Raw genomic sequence first — 22,176 nt, forward strand, 5'->3', positions numbered from 1 at the left:
GTATTTTTTGTTCGATTTAATAAAAAACCATAAATCTTTCATTGTAAACCTATCGCCCATAATAACCCTCACTTATTCGTTATGATATTATTTATTTGTCAGATTCTTTGTTCAAAACCATTTGAGCAATGATATATGTTGCTGTATAAACCATAGCCATTGCTACAGAATATAAAAACACAGTTACCCTTGCATCTAAATTGAAATAGTAGGCACTGGCAAAAACTAAACTCATGATCACTAAACTCGTTAAATCGATCAATAATTTAATGTATTGCTTCCTGAACACTTCAAAAATTTTACTGATTGGAGAAAACATGAAATTTGCAAATATATATATAGCTAAAATACGGACATAGATTCCCGCCTCATACCATTCTTCCCCAAAGACAAAAGTGAATAAATACGGGCCTATTAGAGCTAAGAGAATGATGGGAAGCGTCCCTATCATGATCAATTTCTTAAGTAGATTGTTGGATAATTCCTTGATTTCTTTCGGATTGTCTTTCCCTATGCTGGCAATTTCAGCAAAGAACACGTCCATGACTGACTGTCCGACTAACGTCATGGGAATTTTCACAATCGTGCTTGCCAGACCATAAAGACCGACCACCTGTGTACCATATAATGGCGCTAAAAAAAGCACAGGAAACTGATTTCTAAACTGCAGTATCGCTGTAGTTGACGATTGAAATAAAGGGAAATCTTTATACGTCAACGCTATTTCCTTAATTTTCGCTAATTTTATGCGTTTATCTTTAAATTCTATTGTTCGATATTGTTTATAAAAGCTGAAACTACCCGCACTGACACTCACTATTCTTCCGATAACCAGTCCGACACCACCAAAGTTCAACAAACCCATAACGACCTTGGTTGTATTACCAACCAGCGTTTGTCCTACTTTTGTTTTTGATACGAGCTTGAAATTCTTCATTCTAAACATCCACTGTTTATAGATACGGTAAATGCCCTGGAAAAATATCCCCAGTGGAATAAAGTATTTGTACGGCTGCAAACTTTGTGCATTGAACGTCTGAAAAATCACATCTTCAAAAAAGTAAACACCTATGCCTACAATTAAAGTCACACTAGTCAATACGAACAAACTTAAAGAAAACAAATAATAAGCTTCGTACTTATCCTTTGCTATGGGAATAGCCACTTCATATTTCAGCGAACTGAAAGAAGATATAAGAAGAATCGAAGTGAAAACCGATAAAATCCCATATTCCTCCGGGCTATAGATCCGTGTGATAACCGGCGAGAACAACATATTGATAACTTGACCTAATGCAGTCCCACCCGTAACCATTGCTATATTTTTTATTAGCTTGTCGGAACCTATTTTATATTTTATAAACTGAACTATTTTAATGTAAAAAGGATTCTTATCGATTTTTCCCACGTTATTCACTCACTTCATTTTGTTAAAACTTTATTTAAAATCTCTTTATTCATTAACGCTTTTTCCATCATTTCATTGCGCTTCAACTGATACTTATCTTTTTTATCAAGATCAATATCATTAATCACCTGATTCAGCAAGTTAAAGGTTGAATCTCTTTTAACCTCTGCGATGGGTGTACACAATTGTTCCAAGTCGATTTGTTTATAAAAGCGTTTAGTTTTCGAATGATAAGGGAAACTGATCGGGATGTTGCCCATAGCATAATTCACAATACCAATGTGGAGTTTGTTCGTGAGTACAGTATCCAACTCAGACAACAATGTGGTCGTTTCCCAGATATCGTAATGCTTATAGACGACACACTCTTTTTTCAATTCTTTTTTGATATAATCCACAGCCTCTAACTGAATATCATTTTCATTATCGATGATCAGTACCGGTGTCAAGTGTTCGTTTTGTTTGAAAAATTCAATGCTTTCGTCAATAATCATTTGAACGTTCTCGCCGTGTTCTTTTGAATGACGATCCGCTCCGATGTGAACACCTATTTTCAATCCTTCAAAATTTAAATATTCATTCATTATTTTATCCCTGGTTTCTGCCGGGATGTCTGCTTTCGTTAAACTTAAAGCCACATCAGCCGTAACAAACACTTTTTTAGGATCATTAACAAACCCGTCAAGGTATTGTTTGGACTCTTCATCCCTCACTGCGATCACTTCAGCATGATCGACAATGTATTTCAATGATCGATGTCCATAAAACGGAGAAACCGGTCCAGCTCCAGCTCCAATAATTGAATAGGGTGTTTTGTTTTTATTCGCTATCATTGCTGGTTTCAAATGATCTCTCATGAACTTCAGCGACCATTTGGCTTTCTTTGTAGGTGGTTCACCGAGATATCCGCCTGCACCATATATCATATAATCGGCAGTCTTGATACTTTCTGACTCTTTTACATCATTTGACTGCAATGTTTTTCTGTAGATTTCGGTCGCAAAAGGTAAGGACACTTCTTTATTTGTTAATTCCTTTATCCAGTCTGCTTCGATATTTAAAATAAGTACATCCCCATAATTATTTGGGAAATAGGCTCCGTGTAAACTTACGTGACTCATGAAAGTTCCCCTTTCTTCTAATACTTGCACACTGTCTCATATAATTTCATATACGCATCACTGACTTTATCCAGAGCAAATGCTTTCTCGATAAATTCTCTGGAATAATTACCCATATTTATTCTGTCTTGCTCATTTTCAGCCAGCAATGTCAATTTTCCTTTGATTTCGTCTGGCTGATTTGTATTCACCAGATAACCATTTTTACCGTCGATCAGAATATCTCTTGATCCGCCGATGTCCGTAGCTACAGCAGGCAATCCTGAAGAACACGCTTCTAACAACACGTTAGGTAACCCTTCTGAATAAGAAGGCAAGATAAACATATCTGCTGCTTTCATGTATTCATCAACGTTCGAAACTTTTCCTCTATAATCGACAGACACATACCCTTTATTATTTATCATTTCAATTTTTTCTTCAAGTTTTATGTCTTCCAGAACAGGTCCACACAAGACGACTTTTAGATACACCTTACTCTCGTACATCTCTAAAGCTTTAAGTAAGTCATCCACACCTTTGCGTTTATTGATGGCTCCTGTATATAAAAGTATCAATTCATCGGATGAAAAGTTTAATGCCTTTCTGAGAGCTGTCTTTTCATCTGCATCTGCAGGTTCAAACTGTTTTGTGTTTACGCCATTTGGAATACGTACGATCTTAGTGTTTTCACCTGTTCTGTTCTTTATATTTTGTTCGATTTCTTCACTGATAGCAATAAAAAAATCGACATTTTTAAGTAAACGTTGTCTGAATAGTCTTGTCTGTTTTTTTAATCCTTTAGCCGAGTCGATCTCACGGTCGCTTAATTCATCCTGGGCAACTTTGACGATCAATTTTTTCTTCAGCAGCTTGCTTGCCAAATTACAGGCCATTGCTTCCGGTCCGGCTTTGACACAGTGAATGATATCATAGTGATTTTTATTGGCCACTAGCCATTTAAAGACTTGTCTGCTAAACGGATAAACGGTCTTACTGTTTTCATCATCGTACTTGTCTAGAAGATTGATCACTTCATAATTACTCTTTGGTTTATCTTTAGATTCTTTGTAGGCGGTCAACACAGTGATGCTAAATTCGTCACTTTTATTCAACAGATCTTTCGTTACCGACTCCAACTGTTTCCCGTATCCAGAATAGACTGGCGGGTATTTTAAACTTACTAATACTACTCGGTTCATGTTCACCCAAACTTTCTTAAATATGAAATTACTGTGGTCATTATCTTTTTAAAATTAATAGCGTATCATTTTATTTACATCGTATGCTGCTCTGAAAGACTCTTAACATATATAGCCATAGCTGAAAACAAGATATATGTACTACTCAATGAAAACGAAATGTTCCAAGTTAAGAAGATAAATGTGAGCAATCCAAACCAGATGACCGACGTTAAACGTAATCTGAAAATTCTGTTAAATGATTTCAATAAAGCAAAAAACAACAATGAGACTGGTATCAAAGCAAAAACCCCTCCCACAAGGATGATCTCCAGAAAAATATTATGCGGGTAAAAGATATCAAATTCATTTGTATAATTAAAGCCCACACCAAAAGGGTTTTCTATGATCGTATCGATCGTGGCAAAATACACTTCAAGTCTCGGTTCGCTTTCAATGTCTGCAATAACCCTTATCAACCGATTAATAACCCCAGGTGGCAGCGTTTGTGACAGCACGTAAACGATAAAGGCTGTTGAGATCAATACGATGACAAAACTCATTAATTTCTTCTTCAAGTTTCTTTGAGTAGAGACATGAAAAAGAACGATAAGCAGCGGTACCAACAGGGAAAGGATAATGGGTGATCGCCCACTTAATGACGTCACACCGGAAAAAAGGACAAAGAAAATCGGAGAAGACCATATAAATGTCTTTATATCCCTTTTATAGTAATTATAAGCAAACAACATAACAATCGTTAAGGCTATAGGCACCCCACTCGTTAAATAATGCTGCCCTAATGCTCTACTTTTTGGTATCCTGATTGTTGCCTCCAAAGCTGCAATGAAAAGGCCCCAAATGATTTGATAAATGAAAATCTTCGGGAGGTCTTCTTTGTTCAAGAAAAAGAAAATACCTGCTGTAAAACCGATAATAAGACCATATTGAATGAGATTCGCTATGTTCATTTCAAACGGATTGCGAATCCATGTGACAAAGAGAAGGGATAACCACATTAGAAAGAAATAAAAGAGAATTTTCAATTCATTCCAACGTAATGCGATCACATCATTTTCTATAAAATAAGTTCGATAAAAACCAACTGAAAAAATACCTGCAAAGGCTATCACATTTAATAGTGCAGATGAATAAAACAATTTCACACTCGGCAGATTCAGTGTTAGTGATACAAAAAATGAAAACAATAAGCTGGTAGCCATTTTCTTGTTAGTCAATCCTTACCCTCCAATCTATAGAAATTATATTTTTCAGTTGTTTAATGCTTTAGATTCTTTATAATTCGCGAATACTATAATTATAAGTATGAGTAATGAAAATATCGGTGACAGATAGCCACCTTTTTGAAAATTCAATAAGATGAACAAGAAACCTAGTCCAAAATTAAGCATCAATAGCTTGTATGTCGCAAACAAGATACTTACAAACCCGATCATTCCTAAATCAGTTAGAAAGTACGCATAGACATTCTGAATAGGCGGGGAATGAGCGATACCGTTACCAAATAAAATGTAGTCACGGCTTATATAAGTCCAGCTACTGATCAAACGATTATACGCTGAGTTATCCGTGCCTTCAATAATACCAATCGTTCTTTCTATAATGGTAGTATATAAGAAATCTCTAAAGATAAAAACAATTAATAAAGTTGAAACAACCAGAATCAATAGAGCTGTTTTATTTTGAAGTAACTTGTTATCTTTATTTTCTTTGATGACCTGCACTAATTTAGTGATGATCAAGATAACCATCACACCTATCGACGCATAAGATAACGTCAGTAAGATGCCGATAATAAGTGAAAACTGAAAATACATAGAATACTTGTCTTTCAATTTCCCGAAAAAATTGATCCCTAATACACTGTTCAGGAAATACCCAAGATGGGCGGGTTCTGAAAACAAGCTTCTCGTTCTTATAATATCGCTGTTTCCTTTAAATTCATATGTAAAACTGGAAGTTCGTGTAAACCTCCAGAAAAATTCATAAGGCCATTCGAAATCAGTGGCAATCGACAGAGTGATATATACACCAATGATTATGGCAATTATAGCCCCTATATTCAAGCCTCTTAACACTTTTGCTTCCATTCTGTTCCTCTTGATATACTCATACATTATGCTGACAAATACAAAAAAGAATACAACCTTGATATAACTGTATACTCCCAGTCTTAAATTAAACGGTGTATTTATAAAATAGTTCACGCCTATATGGAATAACATATAGAGAGAAATGAAACCGAGCCAGCGTAGTTTGAGTTTTTTTAAAAGGGTAGGATCAACAAGCAGCGTTAAAGCGAGCAGCCCCCCCATCACCAGTTCGCTCACTGCGAATGGACCAATCAACCAATCAGATATTATCATGGATGTCACCAGTAAACTGAGCAGCGCAGTTTCAAACCAATAATTATTTTTATTAACATTAAAGTTATTAAATACTGAATCCATAATTTGTCCTTCCCTACGCTACCTATTATCTATCATTTCAAGATTTCAATGTCCGATAATATTTCAACTTCTTCGTTTTCTTCGTCCACACCTTGAGATGACACTTTATCGAAGAGCGTTTTTATTGTCTGCAGCATAATCTTTAAATCCAGGACAAAGGAAAACTTTTTAATATAAACCAAATCAAAGTTCAGCTTGCTGTTAAAATCCGTGGCATATTTTCCGTAAACTTGTGCGTAACCTGTAATGCCTGCTCTTACATTGTGGCGAAGATAGTAATCATGGTTTTCTTTTTTGAACTGTTCGACGAAAAATGGTCGTTCAGGTCTCGGTCCTACCAGAGACATTTCACCTACTAATACATTGAAGAGCTGAGGTAATTCATCTATTCGTAAAGATCTGAGATATTTACCAACAGCGGTGACTCTAGCATCGTTTGCGGATGCTAAAACCGGTCCGGACTCTTGTTCAGCAGTCGCTGACATCGTCCGAAATTTCAGGATACCAAATTCGCGCTGGTCTTTCGTTATTCTTATCTGTTTATAAAAGACCGGACCAGGTGACGTTGCTTTTACTAAGACAGCCGTGATCAAAATAATCGGAGACGTGATGACTAAGATGGCTAGTGATGCTAGCATATCAATTAAACGTTTGATTATATCGTCTTCCGGCGATATGCTGAAATCTGATGCCTCAATGATACTTTCGTCTTCAATGCTCATAATATTCGGATTAACCAGTACTAAGTTTTCAAAACTTGTATTTAAAAATAATTTTTTCTTGTTTCTGATCAATAGATCATATATCTTTATTTTTTCGCGTTCTTCTATTCGTTCAGCTATATAGACGATGTCCACAGCATTCATATTGTTTACAATGTTTTCATAATAATTACCTGTCACCATTTTAGTTATCAGATGACGTTTATTTTTAGAACTTTCAAAATTCCTTGCGGCTTTCAAGCAGGATTTCTGTGAACCCACAACCATTACTTTTTTAGTCCCATCTATCTTTTCGTAAAGTTTAAATACGATGATTCTCCAGAGAATCAATATCACACTACTGACAGCAAAACTTATAAAAATAATCGTACGTGGGAACGTGAACCATCTGCCAAAGAAGGTCATTGCCATAATCAACAGTGCCATGAGAAATTGAGTTATAACCGTTAAGTAAATAAAGTCCATTTTCTGTTTGTTATACAGAATGTAAATTCCGAACAATATGTTTAAGAGTATAAAGGCTATGAAAATATATATGCGTGCGCTTGTATAAGCGAAATAATTTCTTGCTGGAATATTAAATTCGTAACGTATTAAAAAAGATAAAACAAATGAAATGTGGTATAAAAAGATATCCACTATGCCAATGATGATTTTTTTCGATCGATCGAATCCTTGTGACTGACCCATTAGGATAACCCCCTATTCTTTCCTTTAAAATAGTAATTGATTTCTTCTAGTATTCGCCCGCTCGCTAGTCCATCTCCGTAGGGATTTATAGCTTTAGACATTTTATTGTAACGTTCTTCGTTGGTTATTAATTCATTTACTTCTTCTATTACTCTGTTTTTATCTGTTCCGATCACTCTTAATGTCCCTGCTTTTAAACCTTCAGGCCGTTCTGTCTTGTCTCTCAAGACTAATACTGGTATATCCAGAGCGGGCGCTTCTTCCTGCAAGCCGCCAGAATCAGTCAGTACTAAGTAAGCCTTGCTGATGACCTGATGAAAGACATCCACTTCGAGTGGGTCGATCAAGTGGATCCGTTTATGGCTGCCTAATATTTTTCTGGCTACTTCTTGAACGGTTGGGCTCAAATGAACAGGCAGCAGCAAGTCTACCTCCGGGTGTTCATTCACTACTTCCAAGATCGCTTCAAAAATATTCGCCATGGGTTCGCCATAATTTTCTCGGCGATGCGAGGTCAACAGGATCCATTTCTGATTCGGTTTCGAATCCATCAGATCCAGTGCCGAATGTTTCGTCTGGCTGTCTTTGGTGTAGTGGATCGCGTCAATGACGGTGTTGCCTGTGACAACTATCCATTTTTCATCTTTACCTTCTTTGAGAAGGTTCTGTTTCGTTGTTTCCGTAGGCACAAAGAACAGGTCGGTAATTGTATCTATCAACTGTCTGTTGCCTTCTTCAGGAAACGGCGAATTTTTATCGTGTGTCCGGAGCCCGGCCTCCACATGCCCGATGGGGATCTGGTGATAATACGCTGCCAAAGCAGCCGCGAAACTTGTTGTTGTATCGCCGTGAACGAGGACCATGTCTGGTTTTTCTTTGATAAAGATGGTCTCGATTCCTTTAAGTACATCAGCTGTTATATCTGAGAGGGTCTGATTCTGTCTCATGATGTCTAAGTCGTAGTCCGGTTTGATGTCGAACACAGCTAACGCCTGATCCAACATTTCTCTATGCTGAGCCGTTACTATGATACACGATTCAAACTTCTCCTGATGTTTTTGCAGTTCGAGAATGACTGGCGCCATTTTGATAGCTTCAGGTCTTGTCCCAAATACTATCGCAATTTTCTTTTTCTCCATCCTGTCTCTTCTCCATTCTGAATTTGTTCGATTCATTTAAAACTCGTTTTATTGTTACACAATCACCGCCTATATTACCATAAAAAGAACCTCGACCGACAGATATTTTAGAATTGTCATAATCTGGTAAAGGTAAGTGTTTTCTTGTTCACAATTATTTTTGGTTATCTTTTTAAATGCTGTTTCAGTCTTGCAGCCTGGACAAAGAGTTTATCTTTCAAAGTGATGCTTTCAAATTTTTTCAGTTGTTTCTTTCTTTCCGGATTCACTTCGCTTATGAGTAAGGCATTGTATATAGAAAGCAGTTGGCGTTTGATGAGCTGTTTCTGCTGATCTGAGTAACTTTCTTTCTGATGCTCCTTTTCCAGTGCTTCGAACACGTTGAGATAGGAATCGAAGGATCTCAGTTTGTGTTTCTTGGTGTGCTCCGTCATCGTTGAAGCGATGCGGTAACGGCGGTGATAATAGTCGTTGTCTAAGTAAGTCATTTTTATTGTGTTCGCAAAGAGGACGGTCGTGAAGTACTCGTCTTCGTGCAGGACGCCCTCTGGAAAAACTAAGTTGTGTGCATCGATGACTGTTTTCTTAACTAAGTACAGGCACGGTGACGGTGAAAAAGACTGCCTATTTTTGATCAGTGCTTCTTCACCCGTGTAGAGCTGTTTATGTTTTAGTATATTGGAAAAATCATAATTATTTTCGTTGACCAGCGTCTGGTCGCCTTCATAAAAAGCCACACCATTAAAGCGGACCAATTCTGCTTCTGTTTTTCCGGCTTGATTCACCAGTTCTTCAAGGGCTTCTTTTTCCAGCCAGTCATCTGAATCCATGAAATAAATGTATTTCCCCAGGGCTATTTTCAGGCCTTCATTGCGAAGTGTACCCTGACCTTTATTCGTTTTATTTTCGATCAACTTGATTTTCCCCAGGTATTGTTTGAGTAAGTAGACGGTCGCATCGGTCGACGCATCGTCCAGCACAATGATCTCCATGTTTTTGTAGGTCTGATCAAGCAAAGAATCTATGCAGTCCTCGACATATCTTTCGACATTATAGGTGGGGACGATGATGGACACTAATGGTTTCGTCATTTCTTTGCGCCTCTCTTCTATTGTAATAGTATAATAGGCTGACTTATTTCATTGCGCGTGCACGCTGCAACTCTAGCTTCAAACGTTTGAATTCGCCTGTGATGAGCAAACCGATGAACCAGACACTGACGAACACAAGTCCTTTGACCAACAGGCTCAGGAAGATATTTAAAGGTAACTCCGGCAGCAGCCAGAACGCGGCAACTTGCATAAGCGCTAGATATACTGGTTTGATCAACACTTTAAAGAAGTCAAGCAGGCTTGACTGGAACATTTTAACGAGTAACAAGTAGTTGGCTTGAATCAGGTTCAAACTGAACGCCATAACTAAGAAAGCAGCTACGTATTCGATCTGTCCCATCAAGATTCCTATCACGATCCCGGTGACATTAAAGACAGTCGACAAGATACCTGAAAGCAGCAGTAAATCAGTACGGTTCCCCGACTGGAAAATACCACCGGTACTCGAGAGGATCATCTGAATCCAGATCGATAAAGCCAAGATCTGAAAGGCCAAGACACTGCCGCCCCATTGTCCACCGAACAGGAACAAGATCACTTCTTCTGCAGAGAAGAACAAAAAGACGGAAAGTGGCATGCCTAAAGTTGCCAGCAGATTGGAAATGCGCAAATAGACGCGCTTGATCCGGTCCTTTTCATCTTCATAGTCAGACAAGATCGGATGAATCACTGACGTAACCAGACTGGTCAACACTTGATTCGGATACAGGGAGACCTGATAGGCTTTGTCATAGAAAGCCAGGGCACTGGAAGAAAAATAACGTCCGATAAGTAAATTGTCCAGATTTCTGGAAAAGTAGTTGATGAAGTTGAACAAGAACTGATTGCGGGAAAAGGCAAAGATTTTTTTGAGTGGTGCCCAGCTGAATTTCAGACTGATCTTCGTATCGGTTTTTATGTAAAAAACAACGAATAACGTGAACGCTTTGGCTGTATTTCCGATGATGATCGCATAATAACTGAAGCCAAGTAAGGCAAGAATAATGGAAATGACGCCAGACACGGATGCCCCGATTACTGTTGTAATGTTGACGAGTTTGAAGTTCTTCTCTCTCAGGAGTATGGACTGCGGAACGACCAGGATGCCATAAAAGAACACCGCGATCGCTAAGATCCGACTGATGGGGATGAAGACGTCGTCTCCATAGAACACGCTCATCGGGTAACCCAGGAAGATAAAGAGAATCGCTAACCCAAAGGCAATGTAAAGACTGAACGAAAAGATGGCATTCACTTCTTTATGGTCAAGATCTTTGTTTTGAATAATTGCCGGACCTAAGCCAAAATCGGCCAGTAGCTGGAAGAAAACGAGAAAGATATTGACGGCTGCGACAATCCCGTATTCTTGCGGCGTCAGGATCCGGGACAGTACAGCTTGAACGAGTAATTGCACCGTTACAATTGAATATTTACCTAAGACGGTATAAAAAAGGGCATTTTTAAATTGTTCCATCATAACGGCTGACTCCTCGGTTGTTTGGTCACATTAATTTTCAAAAAAAGTTCTCAGTTTACTGAACACGCTGGTGTAACTGTTGGAAACTTGATTGCGGCCTTTCATTAAAAGCAGCGCTCGTTTGAAATTCCCCTGTTTATAGGCATTCAGCAGTAGCTGTCTGAAAGGATTGTGGTCCTTACTTTTGAAAGGCAACACTTTTTCCACTCCGACAGTCTGCCAGAGTTCTCTTAAACGTGCCACTTTTTCTTCTTCGTTTAGCGGACAGTTTTCACGCACTAAATTGGCTGTTTCCAGATAGATGCCATGAAAGTATTCTTCACCGATCAATTCATCGTATGCCGGCTCCTCACTCCACTCTTTAACCAGCGATTCAAAGGCCTGAGCAATGTTCTGCTCCATAAAAAAGCGCTCCGGACGGTAACGGTTCACTGAAGAACCTTCGTGGGACACATAGTGATAGTAGGCTTTTCTGTTTACCAGGGCAGCTGAAACGTGCTTATACACTTCAATATTGAAAAGCGCATCCTGACCTGTCGGCTGGTTCGTGAAGCGGATATGGTGTTTATTTAAAAAAGCTTTTTTATAAAGTTTATTCCAGAGCGCATATGGGGAAAACTGATACACGTTTTTGAAGTGCTGACGAAAGACTTTCTGCGTTGTCAGCTGTGGGAAATTCGGCAGTTTCAGTTCGCGGTCCTGCGGGTTTGACGCGCTTTCCTGGGTGTAGCCAAAAATGACTAGATCTGGTTTCGTTGCTTTGGCCAGTCTGCAGTTGTCTGCGAGTAGATTTTGATCAAAATAGTCATCAGGATCCGCAAAATAAATGTACTTCCCTATCGCCTGATCAAGTCCGGCATTGCGCGCGGGTCCGGACCCTTTGTTTTCCTGATGGATCACTTTAATCAAGAGAGGTTCTTGTCTGGCATAGTCGTCACAAATTTCGGCAGAGCCATCGGTCGATCCGTCATCCACTAAAATCACTTCAGCGAGCACTTCTTTTTGATTCAAGGCCGATTCAATGGCTCGTACCAAATGTTCTTTCACGTTATACACTGGCATAATAATGGAAACTTCGAACATAACTCAAGTCCTCTCTTTACTTCACTTCGGTTAATTATATTCTTTACAAATTACTATTGCTTATACTCCTTCAATCAAGGGCAATTATACCATAGTTTTAAATTATTACTGAAATTTTCATTAATTCTTTACATTTGTCTTTAGAGTTTAACTGTTTTGTTACCTCATAAGAATATCGATGCACAATACCCGGTATTTATGATACAATTAGCTTAGTAAATATGTAAGTAAATTTTAGTAAATTCATAAAAATCAAAGGAGCGAATACCATGGCTATTTTAGTTACAGGTGGCGCCGGTTATATTGGAAGCCACACGGTTATCGAATTGGTGAAAAAGGGGTATGAGGTCGTGATAGTGGACGACTATTCCAACGCAAAACCCGAAGTCCTGAATCGATTAAAAGAACTCACGGGCAAAGATATTCCCTTCCACGAAGTGAATATTTGTCATAAAGAAGCGTTGCGCGAGGTTTTTGAACAACACGACTTGGACGCAGTCATTCATTTTGCCGGATACAAAGCAGTCGGCGAATCCGTGGCTCAGCCATTGAAATATTACAGCAACAACTTGAACGGGACCCTCGTCTTGATGGAACTGATGAATGAGTCTAACGTCAAGAAAATCGTCTTCAGCTCAAGCGCAACAGTATATGGCATGACGAATGAAACACCGTTTACTGAGGATATGCCGCTGTCGACAACAAATCCTTATGGTACGACCAAAATGTTCATCGAACAGTTCATTCAGGATCAGTATGTCGCTGACAACGCGTGGAGTGCCGCCTTGCTGCGTTACTTCAATCCGATCGGTGCGCATGAATCCGGTCGTATCGGTGAAGATCCGAATGATATTCCAAACAATTTGATGCCGTATATCACGCAGGTCGCAGTAGGCAAACGTGAGAAACTGTCGGTCTTCGGATCAGACTACGACACGCATGACGGGACTGGCGTCAGAGACTACATTCACGTGGTCGATTTGGCAAAAGGACATATCAAAGCTTTGGAAAAAGTCATGGATTCCACCGGTGTCGAAGCCTACAACCTGGGCACAGGCAAAGGTTACTCCGTGCTGGACGTTGTTCATGCCTTTGAATCAGCAAACGACGTCGAGATCCCACACGAAATCAATGAGCGCCGACCGGGCGACATTGCGACCAGTTATGCCAACGTAACGAAAGCGAAAAACGAACTCGGCTGGGAAGCAACGTACAGTATCGAAGACATGTGCCGCGATTCCTGGAAGTGGCAAAGCAACAATCCGAACGGGTACGACGATTAAATAGATATAAGGAAAGCCGCCATCACTGGCGGCTTTTTTCGTTATATAGTTCCTAGTTAGTGGTTATCAGGATAAGTGGGTGCTTTATTTGCGGTCACTTGTGTCGATTGAACCAGTTTTTGATGATGATCATACTCGCACTGCTGCGAGTATGACCTGCTTGGGTGTGAGAATTAATGATTTATAAGGAAAGCTTCCGGCATCGGAAGCTTTTTTCGTTATAAACGTTCTTATTTGGGGGTTACCTTAAGGAGTTGGCGGTGAAATTGCAGGTACTTCTTAAGATTGATCGGTTAACTTAAGGAGTTCGGGTTAAATCAGGACAAACTTCTGATGATCCCGCATGTTTCTTAAGGAGTTGAGAGTGAAAACGAATCAACTCCTTAAGATCGAGTATGTCCCTTACTCATATTCAGCCAGAAAAGGTATGATTCGATTACTTTGCATTAATTATATTTCATTTTCCATGAATACCGGTTACATCTATTGAGGTTCATTAATTATAAGGAAAGCCTCCGATTTCGGAGGCTTTTTTCATTACTTAAGTTCTTCGATCGCGTTATTTTAAGGAGTTGGCAGTAAAAGTGCGGTTACTTCTTAAGATTGGACGATTATCTTAAGGCGTTGAGGTTGAAACGGGACTCACTTATGATGATTCGGCAAGTTTCTTCAGGAGTTGATAGTAGAATTGACTCTACTCCTTAAGATTCGGGCACATATTACTCATATTCAGCCAGAAAAGGTATGATTTGTTAAAAACCATTACTAAAAAAAGACCATACTCGCACTTCTGCGAGTATGATCCCCTTTAAATGTCATTTGATCTGATGCGAAAGCTTCTTGTTCAGATAATTGTCTAGATAATAAAAACCGATGCCGGAAATGATAGGAATCAAAAGGAACAACGAAATGTAAACAAACCCGTTGAAGTCCGGCAGCCGTTTATGGACGAACCAGAAATAAAACATCTGGGTCAGGTATATATGGAACGACGCCTGACCAATTAAAATAAAGGTCTTCTCAAGGAACGATTGTTTTTTGATTTTCAAAAATTCCATTCCAATAATAATTATAAATAGCACATAAAAATAAGACGGTGCGTGCTGACTGTGCCAGTACTCTTCTATAATCAGTTCCCAGTTGAAGTAATGCACGGCGGTAATATAACCCAGACTGAATGCAGCCGGTAATACTAGCCATCTCACCTTTAATTTTGGTTTCACCAGCGCATACCATATGCCTAATGTAACTGAAAACACATGACGAATGATCAGAATTCGGTATAATTCATCTGACATATCCAGCCAGGTAGATGACAGATCAATAAGCAGGCTGACGAAGAATAGCACGACCATCATTTTTGTCGGCTGTTTTTTTAGGATCAGATATATAAAAGGAATTAGAAGCGTCGCTTGTACGATCAACGGAACAAAATAACTTCCGGGACCGTACCCACCTTCTAGAAAAGATCTAAAGAGCTCTGCTATGTTTGTGTTGTCAAAATAAAAGAATTGAATCAGCACCTGTGCGAGCCAGATAAATGTGAACGGCAGGAGAATGCGTTTTGCTTTATTCATGATATAGTGTTGATTGAAAATTTCTGATAGTCTATCGTAATCTTTTTTCATGAATGAGTTAGCGGAGTTAAATCCCACTAAGATCATGAATACCGGTACCGTCTGCCAGATATAGTAAGGTGCTAGAATTGCATAGAGCGAATCATGGGATAAGCCGTGAATGAGTATCACTGATATGATAGCCAATGCTTTGATAAAGTCTATATTGTAATTTCGTTCGGTCATAGCGCACCTCTTTCATAACTATAAGAGTATACAGTTTTACGATGCGCTAGACAACTTTAAGTTTTTAGACAACGGGACAAGAAAAACTCCTTTCAAGACATACAGACGATGGACTAATCGGTCTGTGCGCTTAAAAAGAGCTTTTGTTTATTCAGAATCTGTTATCTGCTATCTTTTTTCTTAATTATTATTTTCTTTTGAAGAATTTAATGCCTGCACCACTTGTGATACCCGTTAAGCCGAGCGCGCCAACTGTCCAGGCTGCTGTAGCTGTTTTTGGTAATTTCTCACTTTTAGCATCATCTTTAACTTTTTTTTCTTTCAGTTCTTGTCTGGCTTTTTTCTCTTCGTCTTTCAGTTCTTCTTTAGCTTCTTTTTCTTCGTCTTTCAGTTCTTCTTTAGCTTCTTTCTCTTTGTCTTTCAGTTCTTCTTTAGCTTCTTTTTCTTCGTCTTTCAGTTCTCGTTTGGCTTTTTTCTCTTCGTCTTTCAGTTCTTCTTTAGCTTTTTTCTCTTCGTCTTTCAATTCTTGTTTAGCTTCTTTTTCTTCATCTTTCAGTTCTTCTTTAGCTTCTTTTTCTTCTTCATCCGCTGGTTCTTCTTCAACTGGCTCTTCATCTACAACGAACTCAATTTCTCTTAAGCTGACGTTATCCAGTGTTATGCTATAAGGAACGTCTAATTCAGCTTCAGCGGGAAGTCTGCCGAGTCCGAATAAGAGTTGTAAGTCTGCATCGTTTTCGATTTCTACAATGGCTTCATAGGTTTTCATCTCGTCATTGATAGAGAAGTCCATGATATCCAAGCCTGAATCTTTCAAATCAACGCGTACATTTCTTTCGCTTTCAGATGCCATGTCGAATGATAATTTGTAGGTACCGCTTGGCACGTTGACATTCTGGAATAACTGGATCTGCCACCAATCCCAGCCGACTTGATTGATTTCAGCGTTCAGTACTTCATCGATCACTGAAAATTCTGCCAAACCTGCCCATTCTTCATAGTCGCCTTGGTTATGAAGGTTCCAGGTTGATGGGTTACCTGCATCACCAAATTCATTTGTTTGTTCGAATGTGCCGTCTTGGATCAAGTTATCACCAATATAGACCCATTCGCCACCTTCTTCAGGTGTTGGTTCAACGGGTACTTCTGCAACAGGTTCTGCCGCCGTCAGTGTCACGTTGTCCAGCGTCATCGAGTAAGGGACAGCTGGTTCTGCTTCAGTGTGCTCGCGTCCGAATCCGAATAACAGTCTGCTCGAACCGTCTGCTCCCACATGGAAAACAAATTCTTGCGTTTCTTCATTGTCATTCACTGCAAATGTTTGAATGCCTTCGCCTGAATCAACAAGTTCAACGCGCATATCTCTTGCTTGTATCGAGCTCATATCAAAGGCTAGTTTATATGTGCCTTCAGTCAAAGCTAAGTCTTGGAATAATTGAATCTGCCACCAGTTCCAGCCGACTTGCTGTATATCAGCGTTTAATACGTTATCCACAACTGAGAACGCTGCTTTGCCGCCATTTGGATCGGAATCGGCTAAGTTGAACACGTTCCAAGTTTCGATGTTGTCAGGATCGCCGAAAGTCGTTGTATCATCAAAGCTTCCGTCCACGATCAAGTTGTCGCCGACTGCCTGCCAGTTTACCGGGGTACGATCCAAACCGTCATCTGGTTCTGGCTCTTCCTCTACATCAGGGTCTTTAGGTGTTGGTGATTTGTCATAGTCAGCATTGGCATCTTCGTAAACTCTGACATAATCCACTTCGATTTGACCCGGGAATTCTGTTGTTGCGTCCGGTTCACCACCATACCAGCCACCGACTGCCAGGTTCATGATCATAAAGAATTCCTGGTTGAACGGTGCTGGATAAATGCCGTTTTCAGTGTGCCATTCGCTTGTTTTATAGTATAATTCATCATTCACGAACCATCTGATTTCATCCGGTTCCCATTCGACACTGTACGTATTGAAATCAGTGGTTCTATTTTCTCCTACAAAATCATATTCTCCGGCACTGTAGGTATTTAGAGGCCATTGCCCTCCGTAGTGGATCGCTCCGCCAACTAAATCTGTTTCTGATCCGCGGTTTTCCATGATATCGATTTCGCCGGATGCAGCCCAGCCACCATATGTGTCATCCTGCGGCATCATCCAGAAAGCCGGCCAGTAGCCTTGTCCTCCAGGCAATTTCATGCTCGCTTCAAAACGACCATAAGTTTGACTGAAAAGTCCATCAGATATGATTTTCCCGGATGTGTAATCGTAAGTACCGTGCTCATCCGTCACCTGTTCTTCTCTTGCTTCAAGAACAAGCTTGCCGTCTCCGACCGTCACGTTATCTTCATGATAATATTGCTTTTCATTGTTGCCCCAACCGCTGACCCATTCGTCTCCACTCATGAATCCATTTCCTTCATCGATCCGCCATTTTGCGAGGTCCAGAATTTCGCCGTCGAATTCATCACTCCAGGTCAACTGCCAGTCTCTTTCACCTGTATCAGGTTCGACTTCACCCAATGATTTCAGTAAAACATTATCGAATGTTAATGTGTGTTCTTCTTTAGGTGTGGACTGTCCGTCAACCTGCACGTTTCCGAGCAAGTATTTGAAATGTGCGGTTGCGGCCTGAATTGTTTCAAACTCATTCGTAAACGTTTGCATTTCTTCTGTTACAAAAAAGTCTGCTTGAAGATTGCCAAGTAAATCGGTGTATTCCACAACTATCGGACGTGCTACCGTTGATTTTGCATCAAACGATAACTGATACCGCTGATTGGCTTCGACTGCTATGCCTTCTTGAGATAATTGTGTTGACCAACTGATCGGAATATCCCAGTCGGGGTGTATCCCGGCGATTTTTTGCACAGTTACCTGAGCCTGATCGTCGACGATTGCAAAGGTTGCTTCGCCGCCTTCACCATTCCATATTTCCCAGTTGTCAGTTCCTAGACTGAAATTACCGTTCTGGAATACGTTTTCTTGTTCTTCTTCGACTGCCATGACAGCGTCTTCATTTTGCATTTGACTTAAAACTGCCGGACCCATCAACAATAACCCACATATAACGGCGACTCTTTTCCTGTTCTTCATTTGTTTCCTCCGCTTTTGTTTTATTTTTTTATAGATAAAAGTAAGTCAAGCCCGGTTTGACACCCGTAAAAAAAGAGAAAGGATGCTCTGAATGAGCATACTGCGCAATGGGCTCCTTTCTCTTTTTTCATGCGGTGTCAGGCTTGAGCAACTAGTCAATAATGGCTAGTAAGTTACTTCTCTGTTCATTTTATACACTCTATATCGACCATACGCCTGCACGTATGCCTTACTGTCTTAAGATCTTTATCAATTGTACGTCTCCGGCAGCGGAGACGTTTCATTCTTGCATTCTTCTTGCATTCTTTTAGTGAATTTTTTTTGCCCATTCGTTGTCTACTTCAGAAGTAAAGACCTTTTAGTATGAAACTTCTTAAGATTAGCATGTTTCCTTCAGAAGTTTTGGGGGATTAGTCCAAAACTTCTCTAGATTAGCCGTATTCTTCAGGGGTTTCTACCTGATCCCCTGTCACTTCTTAAGTTAACGTTTAGTTCAGTGCAACAGTGATTGTTTCCACTTCTTTGTTTCTGATTTTTTCTGCCCATGCTCCGGTAACGCCCTTTTCATCAAAGGTTTCTCTTTCACCGGATTTCAATGTCACTGTGTATGACACGGGTTTAACGCCATCATCTCCAAACGTTGATTTAGATGTGTTATTTATATACGTGACGGCAATGTCACTAAAGAGCGAAAATTCTACTTTCCCATCAGAAAAGAAGTCCGCTGGCAGTACTGGGTTCAGTTTAAAGGTCAAATTATCCGTCATCATGAAGGGTGTTTTACCGATAAACATTTCTACCCACATATTTAAAAATTCAATTGTTGACCCGCTCAGTCTCGCTACAAACCCTTTGCCATGAAGGCTTTCGTCCGGATTGGCACTGCTGGCAATAAAGGATGAGTTTTCGATGATGCTTCGTCCGTAGACTTTCGGATCATTGAAGACGACGAGTCCGGTTTTGATCTCTTCAAAGAATTCATCGTACAGGCCTACTTTGACTAGTTCAAGCAAGTATTTGTAGGCCATATGCAGGAAGACGGATTCGTTTTCCAACCAGCCGGGGGTGAAAAATTTGGCCCGACCCAGTTCAATCGGTTCATCTTTGATGCTCGCACTGGTTTTATACATGCCCAGTTTTTTGTCGTGCAAGTCACTGGCTTTCACTTTACCGTAAAGGTCACGCGCTTCTTTGGTGTCGCCGGAGATTTTCATCTTCTTGACGATGCCTTCCAAAAACGGTGTGACTGGATGTGGTTTCATCTCAACGATTTCTTCGCCTTCGACGGTTGCTTCAAAATAGATGTAGGTCGGGACAAGCTCTGTATCCAGCGCTTCCACGTTCTTTACGGCTTTTGTCATGACTTCTTCAAACGAGTCGATGATCTCAGTCACCACGTCTTTAGTGACAGTGACTAACTTATACGTGTCCTCTCCCACGATTGATTCGCGGTATGTTTCACGCACACTGGTCAGTGCTTTCCAGGCGTCCATATCCAATGTGTCGTTGTTTCTCAGCACGTCTCTTAAACGAAGCAGGAATTCAGCTGCTTGTGTCGGCAAGGCAATGCTTTGTTTGTTTTCGACTTTAGTTAAAAGAGCCGCCAGACGTTTGAGTTCAAACAGTTCAGATGTTCCGGCACCAAACATGCCTGGTAAGCCGTTCATGGCATCATTCCAGCCGGGTTTGCCACCTTCCATTTCTACACCTAAACCATAAGGCGCTAATGTAGAGATTTTATTTGCGGCGAGCAGGATCAATTTGCTGAACAAGCTGGTTTCTATAGGTTTGCCGGTTTCTTCAGACTCGATCCATAAGCGTTCACCTTTGGCGTGCGCTGTTTTTTTCTTCTTATCAATTTTAACGGCATCGTACTGACGCCAGCCTAACTTGCCTTGTTTCAGTTTGTCACTCAGTGGACGGACTGACGCAGGACTGTTGAAGAAGCGGTATCCTCCGCCGAAGAAGGCTTCGTCTGCCTTATCCGGATAAATGGCCAGATAACTGTCGACCAAGTCGAGGTTATAAGTCCAGTGATCGCTCCAGAATCCTTCCCCGTGTTCGGCTTCCAGTGATTCTTTGCTGGCACTCAAGACATCTGTCAGGAACGCTTCAAACGCTTTAGCCAACTGAATATTTTCAGTTTCCACAAATTTTTTCAAGCTGCCGGGCGTGAAGCCGTCTGCTGATTTTTCCAGCCAGGCGTCGACTTGCTCGGTTGTGAAACCATACTGTTTGAAATCAAAGTCTCTGTTTTCCAGTGTATACTTCACTGTTTTGATTGAAAGCGGGTTGTAGCCGTCCAGTTGGATCAGGCTCATGAACTGACGCAGGTTACGGTCCGCCACTTTAGGTTCAAAGAACGTGTCCAGTCGTCTGTTCTGATTCATGTCACGGTAATTACCGTTTCCTTGTGAGTAATACTCTGGCGAGATGGAGAAGAAGTTATAATCGCGTTCCAGATCGCCGTGTTTACGTGAGTACAAGTAGAAGACTTGTTTAGCCTGATCGTTTTCAAAGACGACCGGGAAGCCGCCGCGGATACCGTTATCCAGGTAGTTCTGTTTCACATAAGCATCAAAGGCTTTATTGGCCGTTTTGGTTTCCACACGGTCGGTAAATTCTTTGGCCAGTCCAAATGCGGACGCTTTGTATGCAGCCAGTTTGTCTACTGAAATGTGTGATTCCAAAAATTCGGCTGCCTGTTTTCTGTCTGACGTTTGACCGAACACACTAGTCAAGGTCATGGATGCTTGTCCTTTTAACTCAACTGCGAATGGCGTAAACGCACAACTCACTTTGTTGGTTCCGATCTGATTTGACGTGTCGAATTCCGCTTCGTTATAAAACCCTTTTGGATTTTGCAGCGTCAAGTCGTTCTTGAAGACCACGTCACGGTCAAATATCGGTGAGACAAAGGCTGCTTTATTGTTGGCATCAAGTAAAGAGGCGTAGAAATTCCCTTCATCATTCTGATCCACTTTGGCATCATCGGCGGTACTCCCACGCAGGAAGTAATAAGCAAACGTGTCATTTTCGACCGCAGCATCAAACCAGCTTTTGAATGTGTTGGAAATCGATTTGTAACCCGCGTCGTCAACGTGCGCCGGGAACATGCTTGCCAAGCCATCCAGGCCTTCGAGTGACAACGGTCCATCTTGCATGTTGGTTATTTTCACTTCACGGATAAGACCAGGGATCGCTTGATGCGGTAAGGTATAGTAAACCACTTTTATTTCTATCCCTAAGTGTTTATGTGAATGGGTCAGTTCCAGGTGATTGTCTGAAATGATCATGTCATCGGTAATGCCGTCACTTTCTTTGTTGAACGGTTCGTACTGGAACGATTCATTTGGACCAGTTTCTCCCGAACGCGTTCCTTTTAAAAAAGTACGGAAACCCTGTGTGCCAATATACTGATAAGCCTTGTTTGCCGGCAGGAACTCTAGCATGGCGTTGTCTTTGTTTCCGACGCCAAAACTGGCCATTCCCTGTCCTCTATTGACATAAAATGCCCAGAGAGGAATGCCGTCTGTTCCGGAGATCCCGGGTAAGAAACTGGCAAACGGACTTGCCTGTTGGAAATCTTGAATCTGGAAGCGTCCGTCTTCTAATAATTTATACACGTTTGTCAACCT

General features: G+C 40.6%; 14 protein-coding genes. 1 reads left to right on the forward strand and 13 read right to left on the reverse strand.

The window, feature by feature from the left end; all coding sequences use genetic code 11:
- Positions 1 to 91 precede the first annotated feature (91 nt).
- From AX762_RS03580 to AX762_RS03625, 10 genes are all read right to left on the reverse strand, one after another.
- The gene (locus AX762_RS03580; protein WP_083432771.1) at positions 92 to 1,408 is read right to left on the reverse strand and encodes a lipopolysaccharide biosynthesis protein; all 1,317 of its coding nucleotides are present in this window, start codon (positions 1,406 to 1,408) and stop codon (positions 92 to 94) included.
- Positions 1,409 to 1,422: 14 nt separating this feature from the next.
- Positions 1,423 to 2,529, reverse strand: coding sequence for a polysaccharide pyruvyl transferase family protein (locus tag AX762_RS03585; RefSeq protein WP_071847797.1), 1,107 nt, complete (start codon positions 2,527 to 2,529; stop codon positions 1,423 to 1,425).
- Positions 2,530 to 2,546: 17 nt separating this feature from the next.
- Positions 2,547 to 3,710, reverse strand: coding sequence for a glycosyltransferase family 4 protein (locus tag AX762_RS03590; RefSeq protein WP_071847798.1), 1,164 nt, complete (start codon positions 3,708 to 3,710; stop codon positions 2,547 to 2,549).
- A gap of 74 nt (positions 3,711 to 3,784) precedes the next feature.
- Complete coding sequence (locus AX762_RS03595; protein WP_071847799.1) at positions 3,785 to 4,927, reverse strand: O-antigen ligase; 1,143 nt, start codon at positions 4,925 to 4,927, stop codon at positions 3,785 to 3,787.
- A 33-nt stretch (positions 4,928 to 4,960) separates the two neighbouring features.
- A complete protein-coding gene (locus tag AX762_RS03600; protein ID WP_071847800.1) occupies positions 4,961 to 6,160 on the reverse strand; it encodes a hypothetical protein in 1,200 nt (399 codons plus the stop codon).
- 32 nt (positions 6,161 to 6,192) lie between these two features.
- Positions 6,193 to 7,572, reverse strand: a complete 1,380-nt coding sequence (locus tag AX762_RS03605; protein ID WP_071847801.1) for a sugar transferase — start codon at positions 7,570 to 7,572, stop codon at positions 6,193 to 6,195.
- Positions 7,572 to 8,711 (reverse strand): non-hydrolyzing UDP-N-acetylglucosamine 2-epimerase, encoded by a 1,140-nt coding sequence (gene wecB, locus AX762_RS03610; RefSeq protein WP_071847802.1) that lies wholly within the window; start codon positions 8,709 to 8,711, stop codon positions 7,572 to 7,574. The genes AX762_RS03605 and wecB overlap by 1 nt, the downstream gene beginning before the upstream one ends.
- Positions 8,712 to 8,875: 164 nt before the next feature.
- Positions 8,876 to 9,802 carry a glycosyltransferase family 2 protein gene (locus AX762_RS03615; RefSeq protein WP_071847803.1) on the reverse strand — a complete coding sequence of 309 codons (927 nt, stop codon included), beginning with the start codon at positions 9,800 to 9,802 and terminating at the stop codon, positions 8,876 to 8,878.
- 43 nt (positions 9,803 to 9,845) lie between these two features.
- A complete protein-coding gene (locus AX762_RS03620; RefSeq protein ID WP_143139278.1) occupies positions 9,846 to 11,279 on the reverse strand; it encodes a lipopolysaccharide biosynthesis protein in 1,434 nt (477 codons plus the stop codon).
- A 30-nt stretch (positions 11,280 to 11,309) separates the two neighbouring features.
- Positions 11,310 to 12,362 carry a glycosyltransferase family 2 protein gene (locus AX762_RS03625; protein WP_071847804.1) on the reverse strand — a complete coding sequence of 351 codons (1,053 nt, stop codon included), beginning with the start codon at positions 12,360 to 12,362 and terminating at the stop codon, positions 11,310 to 11,312.
- Between the two features lie 269 nt (positions 12,363 to 12,631).
- On the opposite strand from AX762_RS03625, the gene galE reads away from it, so the two are divergent.
- Positions 12,632 to 13,645 carry a UDP-glucose 4-epimerase GalE gene (gene galE / locus AX762_RS03630; RefSeq protein WP_071847805.1) on the forward strand — a complete coding sequence of 338 codons (1,014 nt, stop codon included), beginning with the start codon at positions 12,632 to 12,634 and terminating at the stop codon, positions 13,643 to 13,645.
- A gap of 815 nt (positions 13,646 to 14,460) precedes the next feature.
- Here the strand turns inward: galE and AX762_RS03635 are convergent.
- The 3 genes from AX762_RS03635 to AX762_RS03655 all read right to left on the reverse strand — a co-directional run bounded on the left by AX762_RS03635 (position 14,461) and on the right by AX762_RS03655 (position 22,164).
- Positions 14,461 to 15,447, reverse strand: coding sequence for an acyltransferase (locus AX762_RS03635; protein WP_071847806.1), 987 nt, complete (start codon positions 15,445 to 15,447; stop codon positions 14,461 to 14,463).
- 187 nt (positions 15,448 to 15,634) lie between these two features.
- On the reverse strand, positions 15,635 to 18,538 hold the full coding sequence (locus tag AX762_RS12720; RefSeq protein WP_177244028.1) for a family 16 glycosylhydrolase: 2,904 nt from the start codon (positions 18,536 to 18,538) through the stop codon (positions 15,635 to 15,637).
- A 488-nt stretch (positions 18,539 to 19,026) separates the two neighbouring features.
- Positions 19,027 to 22,164 carry a hypothetical protein gene (locus tag AX762_RS03655; protein WP_071847807.1) on the reverse strand — a complete coding sequence of 1,046 codons (3,138 nt, stop codon included), beginning with the start codon at positions 22,162 to 22,164 and terminating at the stop codon, positions 19,027 to 19,029.
- Between the last annotated feature and the right edge of the window lie 12 nt (positions 22,165 to 22,176).

Origin of the sequence: Alkalibacterium sp. 20 (assembly GCF_001885615.1) — a bacterium.
GTDB lineage: Bacteria > Bacillota > Bacilli > Lactobacillales > Carnobacteriaceae_A > Alkalibacterium.